The sequence below is a fragment of the Streptomyces sp. CNB091 genome, from assembly GCF_000377965.1.
This window is the reverse complement of sequence record NZ_KB899001.1, coordinates 144,775-160,713: the sequence shown is the minus strand read 5'-3', so window position 1 is coordinate 160,713 and position 15,939 is coordinate 144,775. Positions and strand designations below refer to the sequence as shown.

General features: G+C 74.0%; 12 protein-coding genes and 1 pseudogene. 9 read left to right on the top strand and 4 right to left on the bottom strand.

Translation table 11 applies throughout. The annotated features are described in order from the left end of the window. The first annotated feature begins 37 nt into the window (after window positions 1–37). The 4 genes from D581_RS0121640 (at window position 38) to D581_RS0121625 (ending at window position 5,042) form a co-directional block, all read left to right on the top strand. On the top strand, window positions 38–1,540 hold the full coding sequence (locus D581_RS0121640) for a CoA-acylating methylmalonate-semialdehyde dehydrogenase (protein ID WP_018959293.1): 1,503 nt from the start codon (window positions 38–40) through the stop codon (window positions 1,538–1,540). Window positions 1,541–1,674: 134 nt separating this feature from the next. Then, entirely contained in the window at window positions 1,675–2,295 is a 621-nt protein-coding gene (locus D581_RS0121635) for a DUF4291 domain-containing protein (RefSeq protein WP_018959292.1), read from the top strand. A 121-nt stretch (window positions 2,296–2,416) separates the two neighbouring features. Beyond that, window positions 2,417–4,057 (top strand): histidine kinase, encoded by a 1,641-nt coding sequence (locus tag D581_RS01000000137525; protein WP_018959291.1) that lies wholly within the window; start codon window positions 2,417–2,419, stop codon window positions 4,055–4,057. Between the two features lie 295 nt (window positions 4,058–4,352). Further along, window positions 4,353–5,042 (top strand): response regulator transcription factor, encoded by a 690-nt coding sequence (locus D581_RS0121625; RefSeq protein ID WP_026290770.1) that lies wholly within the window; start codon window positions 4,353–4,355, stop codon window positions 5,040–5,042. Here the strand turns inward: D581_RS0121625 and D581_RS1000000139900 are convergent. Both D581_RS1000000139900 and D581_RS0121615 read right to left on the bottom strand, forming a co-directional pair. Next, window positions 5,034–5,720: pseudogene (locus tag D581_RS1000000139900) on the bottom strand (phosphatase PAP2 family protein); the annotation flags it as partial. The gene D581_RS0121625 and the pseudogene D581_RS1000000139900 overlap by 9 nt on opposite strands. A 124-nt stretch (window positions 5,721–5,844) precedes the next feature. Then, the gene (locus tag D581_RS0121615) at window positions 5,845–6,273 is read right to left on the bottom strand and encodes a GNAT family N-acetyltransferase (protein WP_018959288.1); all 429 of its coding nucleotides are present in this window, start codon (window positions 6,271–6,273) and stop codon (window positions 5,845–5,847) included. 143 nt (window positions 6,274–6,416) lie between these two features. On the opposite strand from D581_RS0121615, the gene D581_RS0121610 reads away from it, so the two are divergent. From D581_RS0121610 to D581_RS0121595, 4 genes are all read left to right on the top strand, one after another. Next, window positions 6,417–9,071 (top strand): alpha/beta fold hydrolase, encoded by a 2,655-nt coding sequence (locus tag D581_RS0121610; RefSeq protein ID WP_026290769.1) that lies wholly within the window; start codon window positions 6,417–6,419, stop codon window positions 9,069–9,071. Then, window positions 9,068–9,985, top strand: coding sequence for an ABC transporter permease (locus D581_RS0121605; protein WP_018959286.1), 918 nt, complete (start codon window positions 9,068–9,070; stop codon window positions 9,983–9,985). The genes D581_RS0121610 and D581_RS0121605 overlap by 4 nt, the downstream gene beginning before the upstream one ends. A 147-nt stretch (window positions 9,986–10,132) precedes the next feature. Next, window positions 10,133–11,842, top strand: a complete 1,710-nt coding sequence (locus D581_RS0121600) for a YfbK domain-containing protein (RefSeq protein ID WP_018959285.1) — start codon at window positions 10,133–10,135, stop codon at window positions 11,840–11,842. Window positions 11,843–12,126: 284 nt separating this feature from the next. Next, window positions 12,127–12,594 (top strand): anthrone oxygenase family protein, encoded by a 468-nt coding sequence (locus D581_RS0121595; protein ID WP_026290768.1) that lies wholly within the window; start codon window positions 12,127–12,129, stop codon window positions 12,592–12,594. Between the two features lie 30 nt (window positions 12,595–12,624). Here the strand turns inward: D581_RS0121595 and D581_RS0121590 are convergent, their stop codons facing one another. Next, window positions 12,625–13,212: a GNAT family N-acetyltransferase gene (locus D581_RS0121590; protein ID WP_018959283.1), complete on the bottom strand. Its 588-nt coding sequence runs from the start codon at window positions 13,210–13,212 to the stop codon at window positions 12,625–12,627. A 193-nt stretch (window positions 13,213–13,405) separates the two neighbouring features. After that, window positions 13,406–14,281 (bottom strand): peptidoglycan-binding protein, encoded by an 876-nt coding sequence (locus tag D581_RS0121585; RefSeq protein ID WP_018959282.1) that lies wholly within the window; start codon window positions 14,279–14,281, stop codon window positions 13,406–13,408. Between the two features lie 473 nt (window positions 14,282–14,754). Here D581_RS0121585 and D581_RS0121580 point away from each other — a divergent pair, with 473 nt between their 5' ends. Then, the gene (locus tag D581_RS0121580) at window positions 14,755–15,930 is read left to right on the top strand and encodes a sensor histidine kinase (protein ID WP_018959281.1); all 1,176 of its coding nucleotides are present in this window, start codon (window positions 14,755–14,757) and stop codon (window positions 15,928–15,930) included. Window positions 15,931–15,939: the final 9 nt, after the last annotated feature.

Here is a 15,939-nt window from a genome sequence, read left to right as displayed (position 1 = left end):
ACCTGCCCGAGCGGCCAGAAGCCTGAAGGAGTACGTCATGACGAAGACCGTCAACCACTGGATCGGCGGCAGGACAGTGGAGGGCACGTCGGGCCAGTACGGTCCCGTGACGGACCCCGCCACCGGCGCCGTCACCACACAGGTCGCGCTCGCCTCCGTGGAGGAGGTCGACGCGGCCGTGGCGGCGGCGAAGGCCGCGTACGCGACGTGGGGCACCTCCTCGCTCGCCCAGCGCACCACCGTCCTCTTCCGCTACCGCGCGCTGCTCGACGCCCACCGCGACGACATCGCCGCGCTGATCACCGCCGAGCACGGCAAGGTGCACTCGGACGCGCTGGGCGAGGTCGCCCGCGGTCTGGAGATCGTCGAGCTGGCGTGCGGGATCACCACCCAGCTCAAGGGCGAGCTGTCCACCCAGGTGTCCAACCGGGTCGACGTCTCCTCGATCCGCCAGTCCCTGGGTGTCGTCGCGGGCATCACGCCGTTCAACTTCCCGGCCATGGTGCCGATGTGGATGTTCCCGCTGGCCATCGCCTGCGGCAACACGTTCGTGCTGAAGCCCAGCGAGAAGGACCCCTCGGCCGCCAACCTGCTGGCCGAGCTGGCCTCGGAGGCCGGCCTTCCGGACGGCGTCCTCAACGTCCTGCACGGGGACAAGGTCGCCGTCGACGGCCTGCTGAACCACCCGGACGTGGCCGCCGTCTCCTTCGTCGGCTCCACCCCCATCGCCCGCCACATCCACGCCACCGCCTCCGCCAACGGCAAGCGCGTCCAGGCGCTGGGCGGCGCGAAGAACCACATGCTCGTCCTCCCGGACGCCGACCTGGACGCGGCCGCCGACGCGGCGGTCTCGGCGGCGTACGGCTCCGCCGGCGAGCGCTGCATGGCGATTTCCGCCGTCGTCGCGGTCGGCGCGATCGGTGACGAACTGGTCGCGAAGATCCGCGAACGCGCCGAGAAGATCACGATCGGCCCCGGCAACGACCCCGCCTCCGAGATGGGCCCCCTGATCACGGCCGCCCACCGCGACAAGGTCGCCTCCTACGTCACGGGCGCCGCCGCCCAGGGCGCGGAGGTCGTCCTGGACGGCACCGGCCACACGGTCGAGGGCTTCGAAGACGGCCACTGGATCGGCCTCTCCCTCCTGGACAAGGTCTCCACCGACTCCGACGCGTACCGGGACGAGATCTTCGGCCCGGTGCTGTGCGTGCTCCGCGTGGACACGTACGAGGACGGCGTCGCCCTCATGAACGCCTCCCCGTTCGGCAACGGCACCGCGATCTTCACCCGCGACGGCGGCGCGGCCCGCCGCTTCCAGCTGGAGGTCGAGGCCGGCATGGTCGGCGTCAACGTCCCGATCCCGGTCCCCGTGGGCTACCACTCCTTCGGCGGCTGGAAGGACTCGCTCTTCGGCGACCACCACATCTACGGCAACGACGGCGTGCACTTCTACACGCGCGGCAAGGTCGTCACCACCCGCTGGCCCGACCCGGCCGACGCCCCCGCCGGCGTCGACCTCGGCTTCCCGCGCAACCACTGAGGGCCGCCCCCTCCGCCGTTCTCACCGGTCCCCGTCCGCACCTCGGTGTCGGCGGGGGCCGGTGTGTCGGCGGCCCGCATCGCCCGGCGAAAAGCGGATGCCGGGCCACCGCGCCGCCCGGCATCCTGGGGCCCATGAACACCCCGGCCCTCCCGCCCCGTTACGAGATCCGCGCCCGGCAGACAGCCACCACCGTCACCGTCTACCAGGCGTACCGCCCCGCCATCGGGCTGCCCGCCGCACGCGACGGGCGGTTCCCCGAAGCCTGGAAGCGGGACCGGATGACCTGGATCAAGCCCAGCTTCCTGTGGATGATGTACCGCTGCGGCTGGGGCACGAAGGAGGGGCAGGAGGTCGTCCTCGCCGTCGAGATCGACCGGAACGGCCTGGAATGGGCCCTCGCGCACGCCGAACTCTCCCACTACGTACGCGCTGTGCACCCCGACGCCGCGTCCTGGAAGCGCAGCCTGCGCACCGCCCCCGCCCGGGTCCAGTGGGACCCCGAACGCGACCTCGACCTGAACCCGCTGCCGTACCGCTCCCTCCAGCTCGGGCTGAGCGGTGAGGCCGCCCGGCGGTACGCGGACGAGTGGACCGTGTCCGTCCGCGACGTCACCCCGCTCGCACGCGAGGTCCACGCTGCAGTCCGGGCGGGGGAGCGCGAGCGGGCCGCGGCCCTGCTGCCGGTGGAGACGCCGCTCGACCTGGCCGCGCCCCGGCCGGTGCGGGGCGCTTCCCCGGTGCCGGAGATGTGACTTTCGGCAGTGCCGGAAGGTTCCCGGTCTCCGTAGCCTCTCCCTCGTGAACAGCTTCTTCCCCAGGAACAGGACCGCTCGTGGGCCCGGCCCCAGGTGGGCGGACCCGGGTGGCCTGCTGGTGCCCGCCGCGGCGGCCTTCGGCGCGCTGAGTCTGGTCGGCTGGTGGTGGGGCCTGCCGACCGCGATCGCCGCGTTCGTCGCGGGGCGGGGCCCCGGGCGCGGCCGCACCGTCGTCCTGGTCCTGGCCGGGACGCTCGTGGCCGGGGCGGTGGCGGTGGCGGTGGCGCCGTCCCTGCTCGCTCTCGGGACGCAGTTCGTGGCGGTGGTCGTCCTCGCCGTGCTCGTGCCCTGGTTCGTGGGACGGTTCTCACGTCAGTACCGGGAGTTGGTCCGGGCCGGCTGGGAGAGGGCCGAACAGCTGGAGCGGGAGAAGCAGCTGGTCGCCGAGCAGGCGAGGCTGCTGGAGCGGGCCAGGATCGCCCGGGACATGCATGACGTGCTGGGCCACGACCTCAGCCTGATCGCCCTGTCGGCCGGGGCCCTGAAACTGGCGCCCGGCCTGGACGAGCGGCACCGGCAGGCCGCCCAGGACATCCGGGGCAGGGCCGGCGCGGCGGTGGAGCGGCTCGGCGAGGTGATCGGCGTCCTCCGCGAGGAGAGCGAGGGCCCGCCGGAGGGGCCGCGGGACTCCGACATCGCCCGGCTCGTCGGCGACGCGGCCGCCTCCGGGCTCGACGTCGAACTGACGGTGGCCGGAGAGGCGTCGGCGGGTCTTCCGCCCGCCGTCGAACGCGCCGCGCACCGGGTCGTGCAGGAAGGCCTGACCAACGCGGCCAAGCACGCGCCGGGCCGGTCCGTGAGCGTCGAGCTCTCGCACACGGAGACCGAGACCCGGGTGGTGGTCCGCGACGGAGATCCGGCGACACCGCCCGGGACCCCGGGCGAACTGCCTGCCGGGTGCGGGGGCCGAGGACTGGCCGGGCACGGGGAGCGCGGACTGGCCGGGCACGGGGGCCGAGGGCTCGCCGGGTTCGGGGAGCGCGGACTGGCCGGGGATGGGGAGCGCGGACTGGGCGGGGAGGGGGGCCGAGGACGTGCCGGGCCGGGGGGCCGAGAACGTGCCGGGTTCGGGGAGCGTGGACTGGCCGGGCACGAGTGCCGAGGACGTTCCGGGTTCGGGGAACATGGATGTGCCGGACACGAGAGCGGGGGGCTCGCCGGGCATGGGGGGCGAGGCCTCATCGGGCTGGACGAGCGCGTCCGGCTCGTCGGCGGCACCCTTGACCACGGCCCCCGGGACGGCGGCTTCACCGTCGACGCCCGGCTGCCCCACCACGCCCCCGCCCAGCCCGCGCCCCGGCCTACCGCCGCCGGGGTGAGCCCCGCGCCGGCCGGCTACCGCCGGGCGCGGCGGCGGGTCCGCCGCACCCTGCTCACCGCGCTGGCGGTGCCGCTGGCAGCGGGCGCGGTGGGGCTCGCCGGGGTCGGGATGTGGGAGACGGTGGCCGCGGCCCGGTCCGTCCTCGACCCGCGCGACTACGCGCGGATGCGAGTGGGGCAGGATCGGTCCGACATACGGAAGGTGCTGCCGGACCGGCAGTCGGCGGAGCGGCCGGCGGGCGCCGGGCCGGAGGAACGAGGGGTGACGTGCGAGTTCTACGCGATGACGGCCGACCGCTTCGACGACCGGTCCGGAGACGCGTACCGGCTCTGCTTCCGGGACGGCAGGCTGGTCTCCCGCGACGCGCTGACACCGTGAGCGCCCGATGAGCCGCCCGGAGGCGGCACGGGCGTCGGACACGGCTCCGGCGGACGCGGTCCGGGCGGACGCGGCCCCGGCGAACGCCACGGGGGCGGCGAACACGATCCCGGCGAACGAGGCCCGGGCGGTGAACACGGCCCCGGCGAACGCGACCGGCGCGGCGGACCCGACCCCCGCGCGCCCGACCCCCGCGCGCCCGACCCCCGCGCGCCCGACCCCCGCGCGCCCGACCCCCGCGCGCCCGACCCGGGCGGCGCACACGACCCCGGCGGACACGCCCCCGGCCGGGACGATCCGGGTCCTCGTCGCCGACGACGAGCCCATGATCCGGGCCGGCGTCCGCGCCGTCCTCGCCACCGACCCGGGCATCGAGGTCGTCGCCGAGGCGGCCGACGGGCACGAGGCGGTGGAGCTGGCCCGGGCGTACCGCCCGCACGTGGCCGTCCTCGACGTACGGATGCCGGGGGCCAACGGGATCGACGCCGCGGCCGAGATCCGCCGCACCCTGCCCGCCACCGGCGTCGTCATGCTGACCACGTTCGGCGAGGACGACTACATCCTGCGGGCGCTGGGCTGCGGGGCCGCCGGATTCCTGATCAAGTCCGGCGAGCCCGAGGAACTCGTCGCCGGAGTGCGGGCCGTGGCCGAAGGCGCCGCCTATCTGTCACCGAAAGTCGCCGCCCGCGTGGTGGCGCACCTCGCGTCCACCGGGGCCGGGGCCCTGGCCGGCCGGCGGGACGCGGCCCGGGAGCGGGTCGCCGGGCTGACGCCCAGGGAGCGCGAAGTGCTGTCGCACCTCGGCGGCGGGCTGTCCAACGGGCAGATCGCCCGGCGGCTGCACCTGGTCGAAGGCACGGTCAAGGCGCACGTCAGCTCCGTCCTGGCCCGCCTCGGCGTCGACAACCGGGCCGCGGCCGCCGTCGTCGCCCACGAGGCCGGGATCCTGCCCCCACCCCCACCCCCACCGCCGGAGCAGCGCTGAGACGAGCAGCTCGGCCGGGCGGCCCAGCACGAGGAGCACCGAGGCGACGACCGCCCCGCCGAGCAGGACGCCGGCGATCACGTCGTGCGGGTAGTGGACGCCCACCAGGACCCGCAGCAGTGCCGCCGCCACGGCCAACGGCAGCGTCACGGCGGCGAGCCGGGGCCGCCGCACCGCCAACCCGACCGCGAGGGCGGCGGCCAGGGTGGCGTGGTTGCTCGGGAACGACCAGTCGCCCGGCTCGGGGCACGCGGCGACCGCCCGGGCGCCGTCCAGCGCCCGGCACGGCCGCTCCTCGTCGACGATCAGCTTCAGCGCCTCGCTGACGGCGTACGCCACGACCGTCCCGGCGCCGACGAGTACGGCCCCCGCCACCGCGCCCGTGTCCCTCCGGCGTACCGCCGTCCAGCAGACCGCGAGCAGCAGCAGACCGAGAACGATCAGCGTGGCCTCCGAGGACAGCTCCAGGAGGTGCCCCAGCCACCCCGGACCGTCCCCGACCGCCCCCGTCAGCGACCGGTAGAGGGATACGGAAGCGCCCTGCGTGACCTCGGTCGGCCCGGGCCGCCCCAGGCCCCCGGGCGACAGCATCCCGATCACGGCCGCCGCCGACGCCAGCAGTGCGGCCGACCCGAACAGCCGGACGGGCCAGTGGTGTTGATGTGTGTGCTTTGCCATGCTGCGAATGTACGAAGGCACCACGGCCCGGCGCGGCGGCCGAACGGCAGGAGCGGCCCCCGACGAAGGTCAGGGTTGACGCCCGGGAGCGCCCCAGCCGTATCCCGACCCCGTACGAGGTGTCCTACTCCCGCGCGGCACTGTCCCCGAACTCCCACGTCAGCATCGTGAACCCGCCGTCGTCCCCCGCCCCCGCCGACCGGTATGTCGCGAGCGCCGCCTCGTTGCCGTCCTCCACGCCGACCCACAGGTCGTAGCACCCCCGCTCCCGGGCGATGTCCACGAGCGCGAGCGTCAGGGCCCTGCCGATGCCCCGGCGTCGGAACGGTTCGTCGACGGCGAGTTCGTACAGGCACATCTCCGTGCCCTTGTCGGGGTGCAGCATCTCGATGCCCGTGGCGAAGCCGGCCGGGACGCCGTCCACGTACGCGATCAGCAGCACATGACCGTCCGCCGCGAGGAAGCGGGCGGCCCACTTCTCACGGGGCGGTGCGTCGTAGAGGTGGCCGGCGGCCAGGAGTTCCCTGACGGTCGTAGCGCGGCGAATGTCCACAATGGCCTCCCGGGGAAAGGGGTCTGAAGGCATTCTGTACCGCGTCCGGAGTACGGCGGGGGCGCACCGTACCTCTCAGGGAGGCCGCCCGCCTCCCCCCGGCGGCACGCATCCGGCTTGCGTCCTCCGCTTAGGGTCGAGGGATGGAGACCCCTACTGCTCGATGGCGGCGCCTGCTGCCCCGTACACCTGGCCGGTGGGCCGCGGTCGGCGCCGCGCTCGCCGTGCTCGTGGGCGGCGGCACCTGGACCGCCGTCGCGGACGACGGCACGCCCGCCGTGCAGCGCGAGGACCGGACGCTGCGCATGGACGGTGTGCCGATCGACACCTCGTACTTCCACGCCGAAGGCTCCGGCAAGCGGCCCGCCGTGCTCATCGGACACGGCTTCGGCGGCAGCAAGAACGACGTACGGGCCCAGGCCGAGAAGCTGGCCGCCGACGGGTACGCCGTGCTGACCTGGTCGGCGCGCGGCTTCGGCAAGTCCGGCGGGGAGATCTCCCTCAACGACCCGGACCACGAGGTCAGGGACGTCTCGCGGCTCATCGACTGGCTCGCCGAGCGGCCCGAAGTGGAGCTCGACAAGAAGGGCGACCCCCGGGTCGGGCTCACCGGCGCCTCCTACGGCGGGGCCGTCTCCCTGCTCGCCGCCGGCCACGACGAGCGGGTCGACGCCATCGCGCCCGTGATCACCTACTGGAACCTCGCCGACGCCCTCTTCCCCGACGGGGTCTTCAAGAAGCTCTGGGCCGGGATCTTCATCACCACCGGCGGCGGCTGCGAGAAGTTCGAGAAGCGGCTCTGCGAGATGTACGAGCGGGTCGCCGTCAGCGGCAAGCCCGACGCCGAGGCGATCGACCTCCTCACCGAGCGTTCGCCGTCCGCCGTCGCCGACCGCATCAAGGTCCCCTCGCTCCTCCTCCAGGGGCAGTCCGACTCCCTCTTCCCGCTCGGCCAGGCCGACGCCATGCAGAAGGCCATCAGCGCCAACGGCGCCCCCGTCTCCGTCGACTGGATCGCGGGCGGGCACGACGGCGGCGACAACGAGACCGGGCGGGTCGAGGGCCGGGTCGGCTCCTGGTTCGACCGCTACCTCAAGGAGGACACCGGCGCCGGCACCGGGCCCGCCTTCCGCGTCACCCGTACCGGAGGCGTCGACTCCACCGACGGCGCCGCCCTCCTGCGCGGCGCGAGCGGCGACACCTACCCGGGGCTGCGCGCCGGCGGCCGGGACATCGCGCTCGGCGGCGGGACGAAGACCTTCCGCAACCCCGCGGGGTCCTCGCCGCCCGCCATCTCCGCCGTCCCCGGCGTCGGCGGCGGACTCGCCCAGCTCTCCTCCCTCGGCGTCGGGCTCTCGCTCGACTTCCCCGGACAGTTCGCCCGCTTCGAGTCCGCCCCGCTGGACACCTCCGTACGCGTCACCGGCACGCCCACCGTGAAGGTGAACGTGAAGGCCGACGGCGACCGGGACGCGGTGCTCTTCGGCAAGGTGTACGACGTGTCGCCGGACGGCAGGCAGCAGGTGCTGCCCCACCAGCTCGTCGCCCCCTACCGCATCACCCCTGACCAGCAGGGCAAGCCGGTCGAGCTGGCGCTGCCCGCCGTGGACCACGAGTTCGACGCCGGACACCGGATGCGGCTGGTGTTCTCCGCGACCGACCTCGGCTACGCGTCCCCGGCCGAGCCCGCCACGTACACCGTCACCGCCGACGGACCGCTGACCGTCCCCACCGCGCCCGCCGTGAAGACCGCGGCGGCCACCCTCCCGTGGTGGACCTGGGGCCTCCCGGCCGCCGCCCTCGTCATCGCGGCCGGTCTGCTGCTCACCGCCCGCCGCCGGACCGCGACACCCGCGCCGGACCCGGCGCTCACCGACGTACCGCTCCAGATCACCGGACTCTCCAAGAAGTACGCCAAGTCCGTCGACCGGTACGCCGTGCGCGAGCTGTCCTTCCGCGTCGAGAAGGGCCAGGTCCTCGGGCTGCTCGGGCCCAACGGCGCGGGCAAGACGACCACCCTGCGCATGCTCATGGGACTCATCAGCCCCGACGAGGGCGAGATCCGCGTCTTCGGGCAGGCGATCCGGCCCGGCGCGCCGGTGCTGTCCCGGGTCGGGGCGTTCGTGGAGGGGGCCGGATTCCTGCCCCACCTCTCCGGGCGCGCCAACCTCGATCTGTACTGGCAGGCCACCGGCCGGCCCGCCGAGGACGCGCACATCGAGGAGGCCCTGGAGATCGCGGGCCTCGGCGACGCGCTCGCCCGTGCCGTACGGACGTACTCCCAGGGCATGCGGCAGCGGCTCGCCATCGCCCAGGCCATGCTCGGCATGCCGGACCTCCTCATCCTCGACGAGCCGACCAACGGGCTCGACCCGCCGCAGATCCGCGAGATGCGGGACGTGATGATCCGGTACGCGGCCGGCGGCCGGACCGTCATCGTCTCCAGCCACCTCCTCTCCGAGGTCGAACAGTCCTGCACGCACCTGGTCGTCATGGACCGGGGCCGGCTCGTCCAGGCTGGTCCGGTCGCCGAGATCACCGGTTCCGGCGACATGATCCTGGTGACCACGGCGGACGAGGTGTCCGAGCCCCTGGCGGAGAAGGTGGCCGCCCTGCCGGGCATCGGCTCCGCCGTCCGCACCGACGACGGGCGCGGACTCCTCGTCCGCCTCGACGGGGCTACCACCTCCCGGCTGGTCACCGATCTCGTCCGGCTCGACGTCCCGGTCACCGGCGTCGGACCGCACCGCCGCCTGGAGGACGCCTTCCTCACCCTCATCTCCGGAGGAGCAGCATGAGCGCCCCCGTCCAGCCCCCCGAGGCCCGGGTGGAGACCGAACACCCGGAGGCCCCCGGCTACCGCGCCGGGCGCACCCTTCCCCTCCGCGTCGAGGCCATGCGGCAGCTGCGCAGACGGCGCACCCTGCTGATGGGCGGAATCCTCGCCGCCCTCCCCTTCATCCTGATCATCGCCTTCGCGATCGGCGGCACGCCGGACGGCGAGGACGGCGGAGGAGGCGGGGGCGGCCGGGGCGGCGGCCGGATCAACCTGATGGACGTGGCGACCGAGTCCGCCGCGAACTTCGCCGCCACCTCGCTGTTCGTCTCGGCCGGATTCCTGCTGGTGGTGCCGGTGGCCCTGTTCTGCGGGGACACCGTCGCCTCCGAGGCGAGCTGGTCCTCGCTGCGCTATCTGCTCGCCGCGCCCGTGCCGCGCGTCCGGCTGCTCTGGTCCAAGCTCGTCGTCGCCCTCGGCTTCAGCCTGGCCGCGATGGTGCTGCTGCCGCTCGTCGCCCTGGTGGCGGGCACGGCTGCCTACGGATGGGGGCCGCTGAAGCTGCCCACCGGGGGAGCGCTGTCCGCCGGGGACACGGTGCCCCGCCTCGCGATCGTCGTGGCGTTCATCTTCGTCTCCCAACTGGTCACCGCGGGCCTGGCGTTCTGGCTGTCCACGAAGACGGACGCCCCGCTCGGCGCGGTCGGCGGCGCGGTGGGCCTCACCATCGTCGGCAATGTGCTCGACGCGGTCACCGCGCTCGGCTCCTGGCGCGACTTCCTGCCCGCGCACTGGCAGTTCGCCTGGGCCGACGCTCTCCAGCCGCAGTTGGAGTGGGGCGGCATGATCAAGGGCACGGCCGTATCGGTGACCTATGCCCTGATCCTGTTCGCGCTGGCCTTCCGCGGGTTCAGTCGTAAGGACATCGTGTCCTGAACCTGATGTTCCGCCGGTTTACGGCCGCTTCCTGTCCGCTGTTGCCGCATCGAGATGGTTCCGCAACGCTTTCGTCGACTCCGGTGGGCGACCCCGTACGTCACATTCACAGATGTCGAGGACATCGTGACGACGTGGGGGTTACACATGCAGCAGGCAGGCCGGCGACACGAGAAGCGGGCGGAAGGCAGCAGGACGGAAGGCTGGGCAGGTGTCCGGGCGGGGGGCCGGGCGGGCGCCACGGCCCTCCTTCTGGCGGGGGCCATGGTCCTCACCGCGTGCGGCAGCGGCGACAGCGCCTCGGGCGACCGGCGCGCCGTGAATTCGGATACCCGCAAGGGTCAGGGATCGACCGGCGGCGGGCAGCCCGCGCCCGACGGGGCGGCGCCTGACGGGGCGGCGCCCGAGAAGGGGCGGTCGGCCGCACCGACGGGCGAGTCCGGGGACGTGGCCAGGCTGGACGTCCCGGCGCCCGACTACCTCTCCACCTTCGCCCTGGACGTGGACACCGCCAGTTACGGCTACGCGCGCCGCACTCTCGGCGACGGCAGGCTGCCCTCTCCCGAGGAGGTACGCCCCGAGGAGTTCGTCAACAGCTTCCGCCAGGGGTACGAACGGCCGAAGGGCCCCGGCTTCTCGGTGAACGTCGACGGGGCGCGCATCGGCTCCGGGAAGGGCGGGGGTGGTGGAACCGGAGCCTCCGACTGGTCGCTGCTCCGCGTCGGCCTGGCCACCGAGGCCGCCCCGTCGACCGCCGAACGGCCGCCCGCGGCCCTCACGTTCGTCGTCGACATCTCGGGGTCCATGGCCGAGACCGGCCGCCTGGACCTGGTCAGGAAGTCGCTGACCATCCTCACCGACGAACTGCGCGACGACGACTCCATCTCCCTGGTCACCTTCAGCGACGAGGCCGAGACCCGGCTGCCGATGACCCGGATCAAGGACAACCGGAACCGGATCAAGGACGTGGTGGGGGAGATGCGGCCGGACCAGTCCACCAACGTCGAGGCGGGCATCACCCGCGGCTACGAGGAGTCGGTCGAGGGCCACCGCAAGGGCGCCACCAACCGGGTCGTGCTCCTCTCCGACGCACTGGCCAACACCGGCGACACGGAGGCCGACGGGATCCTGGAGAAGATCGACTCCACCCGCCGGGAGTACGGCATCACCCTCTTCGGCGTCGGCGTCGGCAGCGACTACGGCGACGCGTTCATGGAGCAGCTCACCAACAAGGGCGACGGGAACACCACGTACGTCGGTGACGAGGCGCAGGCCCGCAAGGTCTTCGTCGACCAACTGCCCGCCCACCTGGAGATCCGGGCCCGCGACGCCAAGGCCCAGGTGGCGTTCGACCGGAAGACCGTGAAGCAGTTCCGGCTGATCGGCTACGAGAACCGCAAGGTCGCCGACGAGGACTTCCGCGACGACAGCGTCGACGGCGGCGAGGTGGGCCCCGGCCACACGGTGACCGCTCTGTACGCCGTACGGCTGCGCGAGGGCGCCTCCGGCACCGTGGCCAAGGCCACCGTGCGCTGGCTCGACCCCAAGACCCGCGAGGCCCAGGAGGAGACCGGGACCGCGACGACCGGGGCGATCGACGGATCGCTGTGGGGCGGTGCGGGCGAACGACTCCAAGTGGCCGCCGTTGCAGCCTACTTCGCCGACCACCTGCGGGGTGGCGACCTGCCGGGCGCACCCCGTCTCGGTGAACTCGCTTCGCGGGCAGCCGGGTTGGCGGAGGCGACGGAGGACAGCTCCGTCACGAAGCTGGCCAAGGCCATCGGGCAGGCGGACCGGATCGAGCGGGGATCCGGAACGGACGACGAGCCGGAACCGGGCGAGGGCGAGATCGGCTGAGGCGAAGCGGCCGGGCGCCCGAGGGGCCGGGTGCCCGAGGGGCCGGGCGGGACGTGTGTGCTGGGCGCCCGATGGGCCGGGCGGGACGTGTGTGCTGGGTGGTCGGCTCGGCTCGCCCGGTCAGCTCGGCCTGGGCGGCTCGCTCGGCCTGGGCAGCCAGCTCGGCTCGCTCGGCCAGCCCGGGCCGTCGGGGCTGCCGGGCTGCCGGGGCCGCCGGGCCACCGCGGCCGAAGCTCGTTGCACGGTCATGCGAAAGTGGGTCCGGTGAAACGCCGTTCCGGGTCATGATGTCCGCCATGACCTCCCTCTTCCTCGTGCTCGCCACGATCGTCAACGGCCTCTACGCGGGCTTCATGCTGACCTTCCTGATCGCGATCATGCCCGGTCTCGCCGCCCTGACGGACGAGCAGTTCACGGCGGCCATGCGCCGCTTCAACGAGAAGGTCCCCGGCCCGGTCTTCCTGGTCCTGTTCCTCGGCGTCGTCGCGCTGCCCGCCGCCGCGTTCTTCACCGGCCTGGGCCAGCACGGCGAGGCGGCGGGGCCCGCCATCCTGGGGGCGCTGATCTGCGGGGTCGCCGGGCACCTGGTGACCGTGGTCGGGAACATCCCGCTCAACAACGCCCTCGCCGCCTCCGAGGGCGGCGACGACCGTGCGGCCCGCGCGGCCTTCGAATCCCGCTGGAACACCCTCCACCAGGTGCGCACCGCGTTCGCGCTGGTGGCGTGCGTCCTGCTGGCCGTCGCGCTGTAGGGAGGGCCAGGGGCCTCTCGTGCGCGGAGGTTACCGGTCTCCCGACTCTGACTCCGACTCCGCCGCCGCCCGCTGCGGGTGGCGGGGGCCGAGCAGCACCACGAGAGCGGCCGCGCCGGGCACGGGCGCGTCGACCCGCTGCCAGCCGGCCCGCTCGTACAGGCGCAGCGCCGCATCGGCCTGCACGGAGGTCAGCAGCCAGCAACGGCCGTCCGGGGCGGGCCCCGTCACCGCGTGCAGCAGCGCCGCGCCGAGCCCCGCACCGTGCGCCTCCGGCGCCACCGCCAGCTCGTTCACCTCCAGCGCACCACAGAGCCACGCCCGCGTCCGCCCGGGCCCGAGCGCCTCGGCGACCTGTCCGTAGCTGCGGTCGGCCGGAAAGACCTCCGGGGTGATCCAGGCCGTGGCGAAACCCGCTACCGTCCCCCCGGCCGTCGCCACCGCCGCCGTGAAACCGGGCCGGAGCGCATCCCGTGCGAGCCGCTCCGCATAGCTGTCGGCCTGCGCCGGATCCTCGTTCCAGGGCGGGGCCGCGAACGCCCGCGCGTACACGTCGCGGATCCCGTCGGCGTACCGGTTCAGCTCCTCGGCCGCCACCGTGCGCACCTCGGCCGTCATCGCACCGTCCCTCGGATCTCGTCGGCCATCCATCGGCGGATCACCGGGGCTCCATCGGCGCGGCGAGGAAACCCTGACCACCTGCCCTGATCATCCCCCTCCTCGCCCTCACCCCCTCACCCTCCTCATCCGCATCGTCCGGCTCCTCCCCCTCGCCTCCGGCGGCGAGGGGGAGGAGCCGGACGAGCCGGGGTCACACGTTGGGCACCTTGAGCCGGTCCCAACTGCTCTTGCCGGGAATGCCGTCCGCGTCGCCGCCCGTGTAGCCCAGCTTGCGCTGCCAGGCGGCGTACGACTTCCGGTCGGCCTCGGACCAGGCCGGGCCGGGACCCACCGCGTACCGGCCGCAGCCCTCGGACACCAGACGTTTGCCCATCGCCGTGACGACCGCGCTGTTACGGCCGACCTTGAAGAACGCGGCCCCGGGGAACGGTTCGTACGTCGGTTTCGGCGGCGGATCGGAGGGCCCGTCCGGGGAACCGCCCAGCCGCTTGGCGATCCGCGAGCGCATCGAGTTCATGGTGAACCCGCGCGGATCGACCTTGCCCGGCTGCCACTCCAGGTGCCCGATCACCGACCGCTGCGACCAGCCGTGCGCCCGGCAGACGGCGGCGGCGGCCCGCTCGATCGCCAGCAGTTGGGCCGCCGGCCAAGGATCTTTGCCGTCACCGAGGTTGACGCATTCGAAGCCGTAGAAATGCCGGTTGCCGTCGGTGTTGGCCTCGTTGTCCGGGGGCAGCGCCTTCTCCGCGACGACGGCGCGCAGGACGTCGTCGTCGCCGAGCCCGGCGTGGTTGGCCCGGCCGTTCCCCACGAGGTGGACGGACCCGTCCTTGGCGATGACCCCGTGGCAGAGCGGGCCGGGCAGGGCGGAGTGGCCGTTGTAGCAGAGTTCGACCGAGGAGGCGGTGCCCGAGGTGACGGTGTGATGGATCATCACGCCGTGCGTCGGGCCCCAGGGTCCCTTGTGGTTCCGGTTGTTGGTACGCCAGCTCCGGTGTTCGACGACGTGGAGACCTTCGTCGCGGAGGGCTTTGAGCAGCCTGGATGCAGACAGCGGCGTCGCCATCGCGGCGCTCCTTTCCCTGACGGTGCGTAGTTCACGCGGGTTCTTCGGTGTGGGGTCGGCGGGACCGGCGGGCGGGCGGCGGCGCGGAGCCGCGCACGCCCGCCGGGTGACGGGACGGTCGGGAGCGCCCTGCGGCGGGATTCCGCCTTCGGGCCCACCTGATCGATTTGCCCGCTCTCATGCCCCGCCGAACGTCCCGCCGGACGGAAGGTTGCGCCGTGCCCGAACTCCCGCCCGGGTACGTCCGAACTCCTGCACGATGCGCACAGCGTCGAGACGCCCGCCACGGTGCCCGCACCGGCGTCGAGACGCTTGCCACCGGCCCTGCCCCGGTGCCCGCACCGGCGTCGAGACGCTCGCCACCGGCCCCGCCCCGCCCGCACCAGTGCCCAGACGCTCGCCACCGGCCCCGCCCCGCTGTACTCCCGCTGTCGTATGCGGCCCGGCCTCCCGCCTCCTACCGTGAGGGGGTGATGACCTTCGACCGCCTGGCCGCCCGTGCGCGGGCTCTGCCGCCGATCGTCGCGGATCTGCTGGTGGTGGCGGTGGTGGGGGTGCTGACCACCGCCGACGCGGCCGTCAACGAGCCCGGCTACCGGCAGGCGGACGCGCTGACCTGGGCTCTCCTCGCGGTCTCGCTGGCGGCGCTCGCCTGCCGCCGCCGTTGGCCCGTTCCGGTGGTCTGTGTGACCGGGGCCGCCTGTGCCGGGTGGGCGCTGCACGGGCACATCGGCGAACTGCTGAACCTCCCGGTGATCGTGGCGCTCTACACGGTGGCGGTGCTGGGCGACCGCCGGCGCACCCTGTGGACCGGGGTGATCGCCGCGACGGTCTCGGGCGCGGTGGCGCTGAAGATCGGCCGGGACGTGGTCAACCCGCAGGGGCTGCCCGTCCTGGAGATGGTCTGGCCGCTCGTCCCCCTCCTCCTGGGCGAGGTGGTGCGCACCCGGCGGGAACTGCTCGCGGAGTACGCGGCGCGCGCCGCGAGGGCCGAGGAGGACCGCGAGCGGGAGGCCGCCCGCCGGGTCCGCCAGGAGCGGGCACGGGTCGCCCGGGAGATCCACGACATCCTCGCGCACACGGTGAGCGCGATGACCGTGCAGGCCGGGGTCGCCCTCGACGCGCTGGACGCCGCGCCGGAGGTGTCGCGGCAGGCGATGACCCAGGTGCGCGCCTCCGGCAAGGAAGCCGTCCGGGAGCTGCGCGCCACGCTGTCCGTCCTGCGCGCGACGGAGTCCACGGCGCCGGCGCCCCGCCTCGACCAGCTGGACGAACTGGTCGCGGGGGTCGAGGCGGGCGGCGTGAGGGTCAGCCTGCGGCGGGAGACGGGGGGCGCCGCCCTGCCGGCGGTCGTCGAGGCCACGGCGTACCGGATCGTGCAGGAGGCGCTGACCAACGTGGTGAAGCACTCCGCGGCGCTCCACGCCGCGGTGTCGGTGACCCGCGACGCCACCCGGCTGACTGTCGAGGTCGTGGACGACGGCCCCCCGGCGCCACCGCACGCCGGCCCGCCCGCAGACCGGGGCTTCGGCCTGATCGGCATGCGGGAGCGAGCGGTCGCGGTGGGCGGCGACGTCACGTACGGTCCGGTGCCGGGCGGCGGATTCCGCGTCCGCGCCGAACTGCCGACAGAGGGAGCGGCCTCATGAACGTGACGC

Bases quoted from the DNA above. Each gene is read 5' to 3' on its own strand.
- D581_RS0121600 (WP_018959285.1), top strand. From the start codon at position 10,133: ATGCAGCAGGCAGGCCGGCGACACGAGAAGCGGGCGGAAGGCAGCAGG.
- D581_RS0121580 (WP_018959281.1), top strand. From the start codon at position 14,755: ATGACCTTCGACCGCCTGGCCGCCCGTGCGCGGGCTCTGCCGCCGATC.
- D581_RS0121590 (WP_018959283.1), bottom strand. From the start codon at position 13,212: ATGACGGCCGAGGTGCGCACGGTGGCGGCCGAGGAGCTGAACCGGTAC.
- D581_RS0121605 (WP_018959286.1), top strand. From the start codon at position 9,068: ATGAGCGCCCCCGTCCAGCCCCCCGAGGCCCGGGTGGAGACCGAACAC.
- D581_RS0121595 (WP_026290768.1), top strand. From the start codon at position 12,127: ATGATGTCCGCCATGACCTCCCTCTTCCTCGTGCTCGCCACGATCGTC.
- D581_RS0121640 (WP_018959293.1), top strand. From the start codon at position 38: ATGACGAAGACCGTCAACCACTGGATCGGCGGCAGGACAGTGGAGGGC.
- D581_RS0121585 (WP_018959282.1), bottom strand. From the start codon at position 14,281: ATGGCGACGCCGCTGTCTGCATCCAGGCTGCTCAAAGCCCTCCGCGAC.
- D581_RS0121610 (WP_026290769.1), top strand. From the start codon at position 6,417: ATGGAGACCCCTACTGCTCGATGGCGGCGCCTGCTGCCCCGTACACCT.
- D581_RS0121635 (WP_018959292.1), top strand. From the start codon at position 1,675: ATGAACACCCCGGCCCTCCCGCCCCGTTACGAGATCCGCGCCCGGCAG.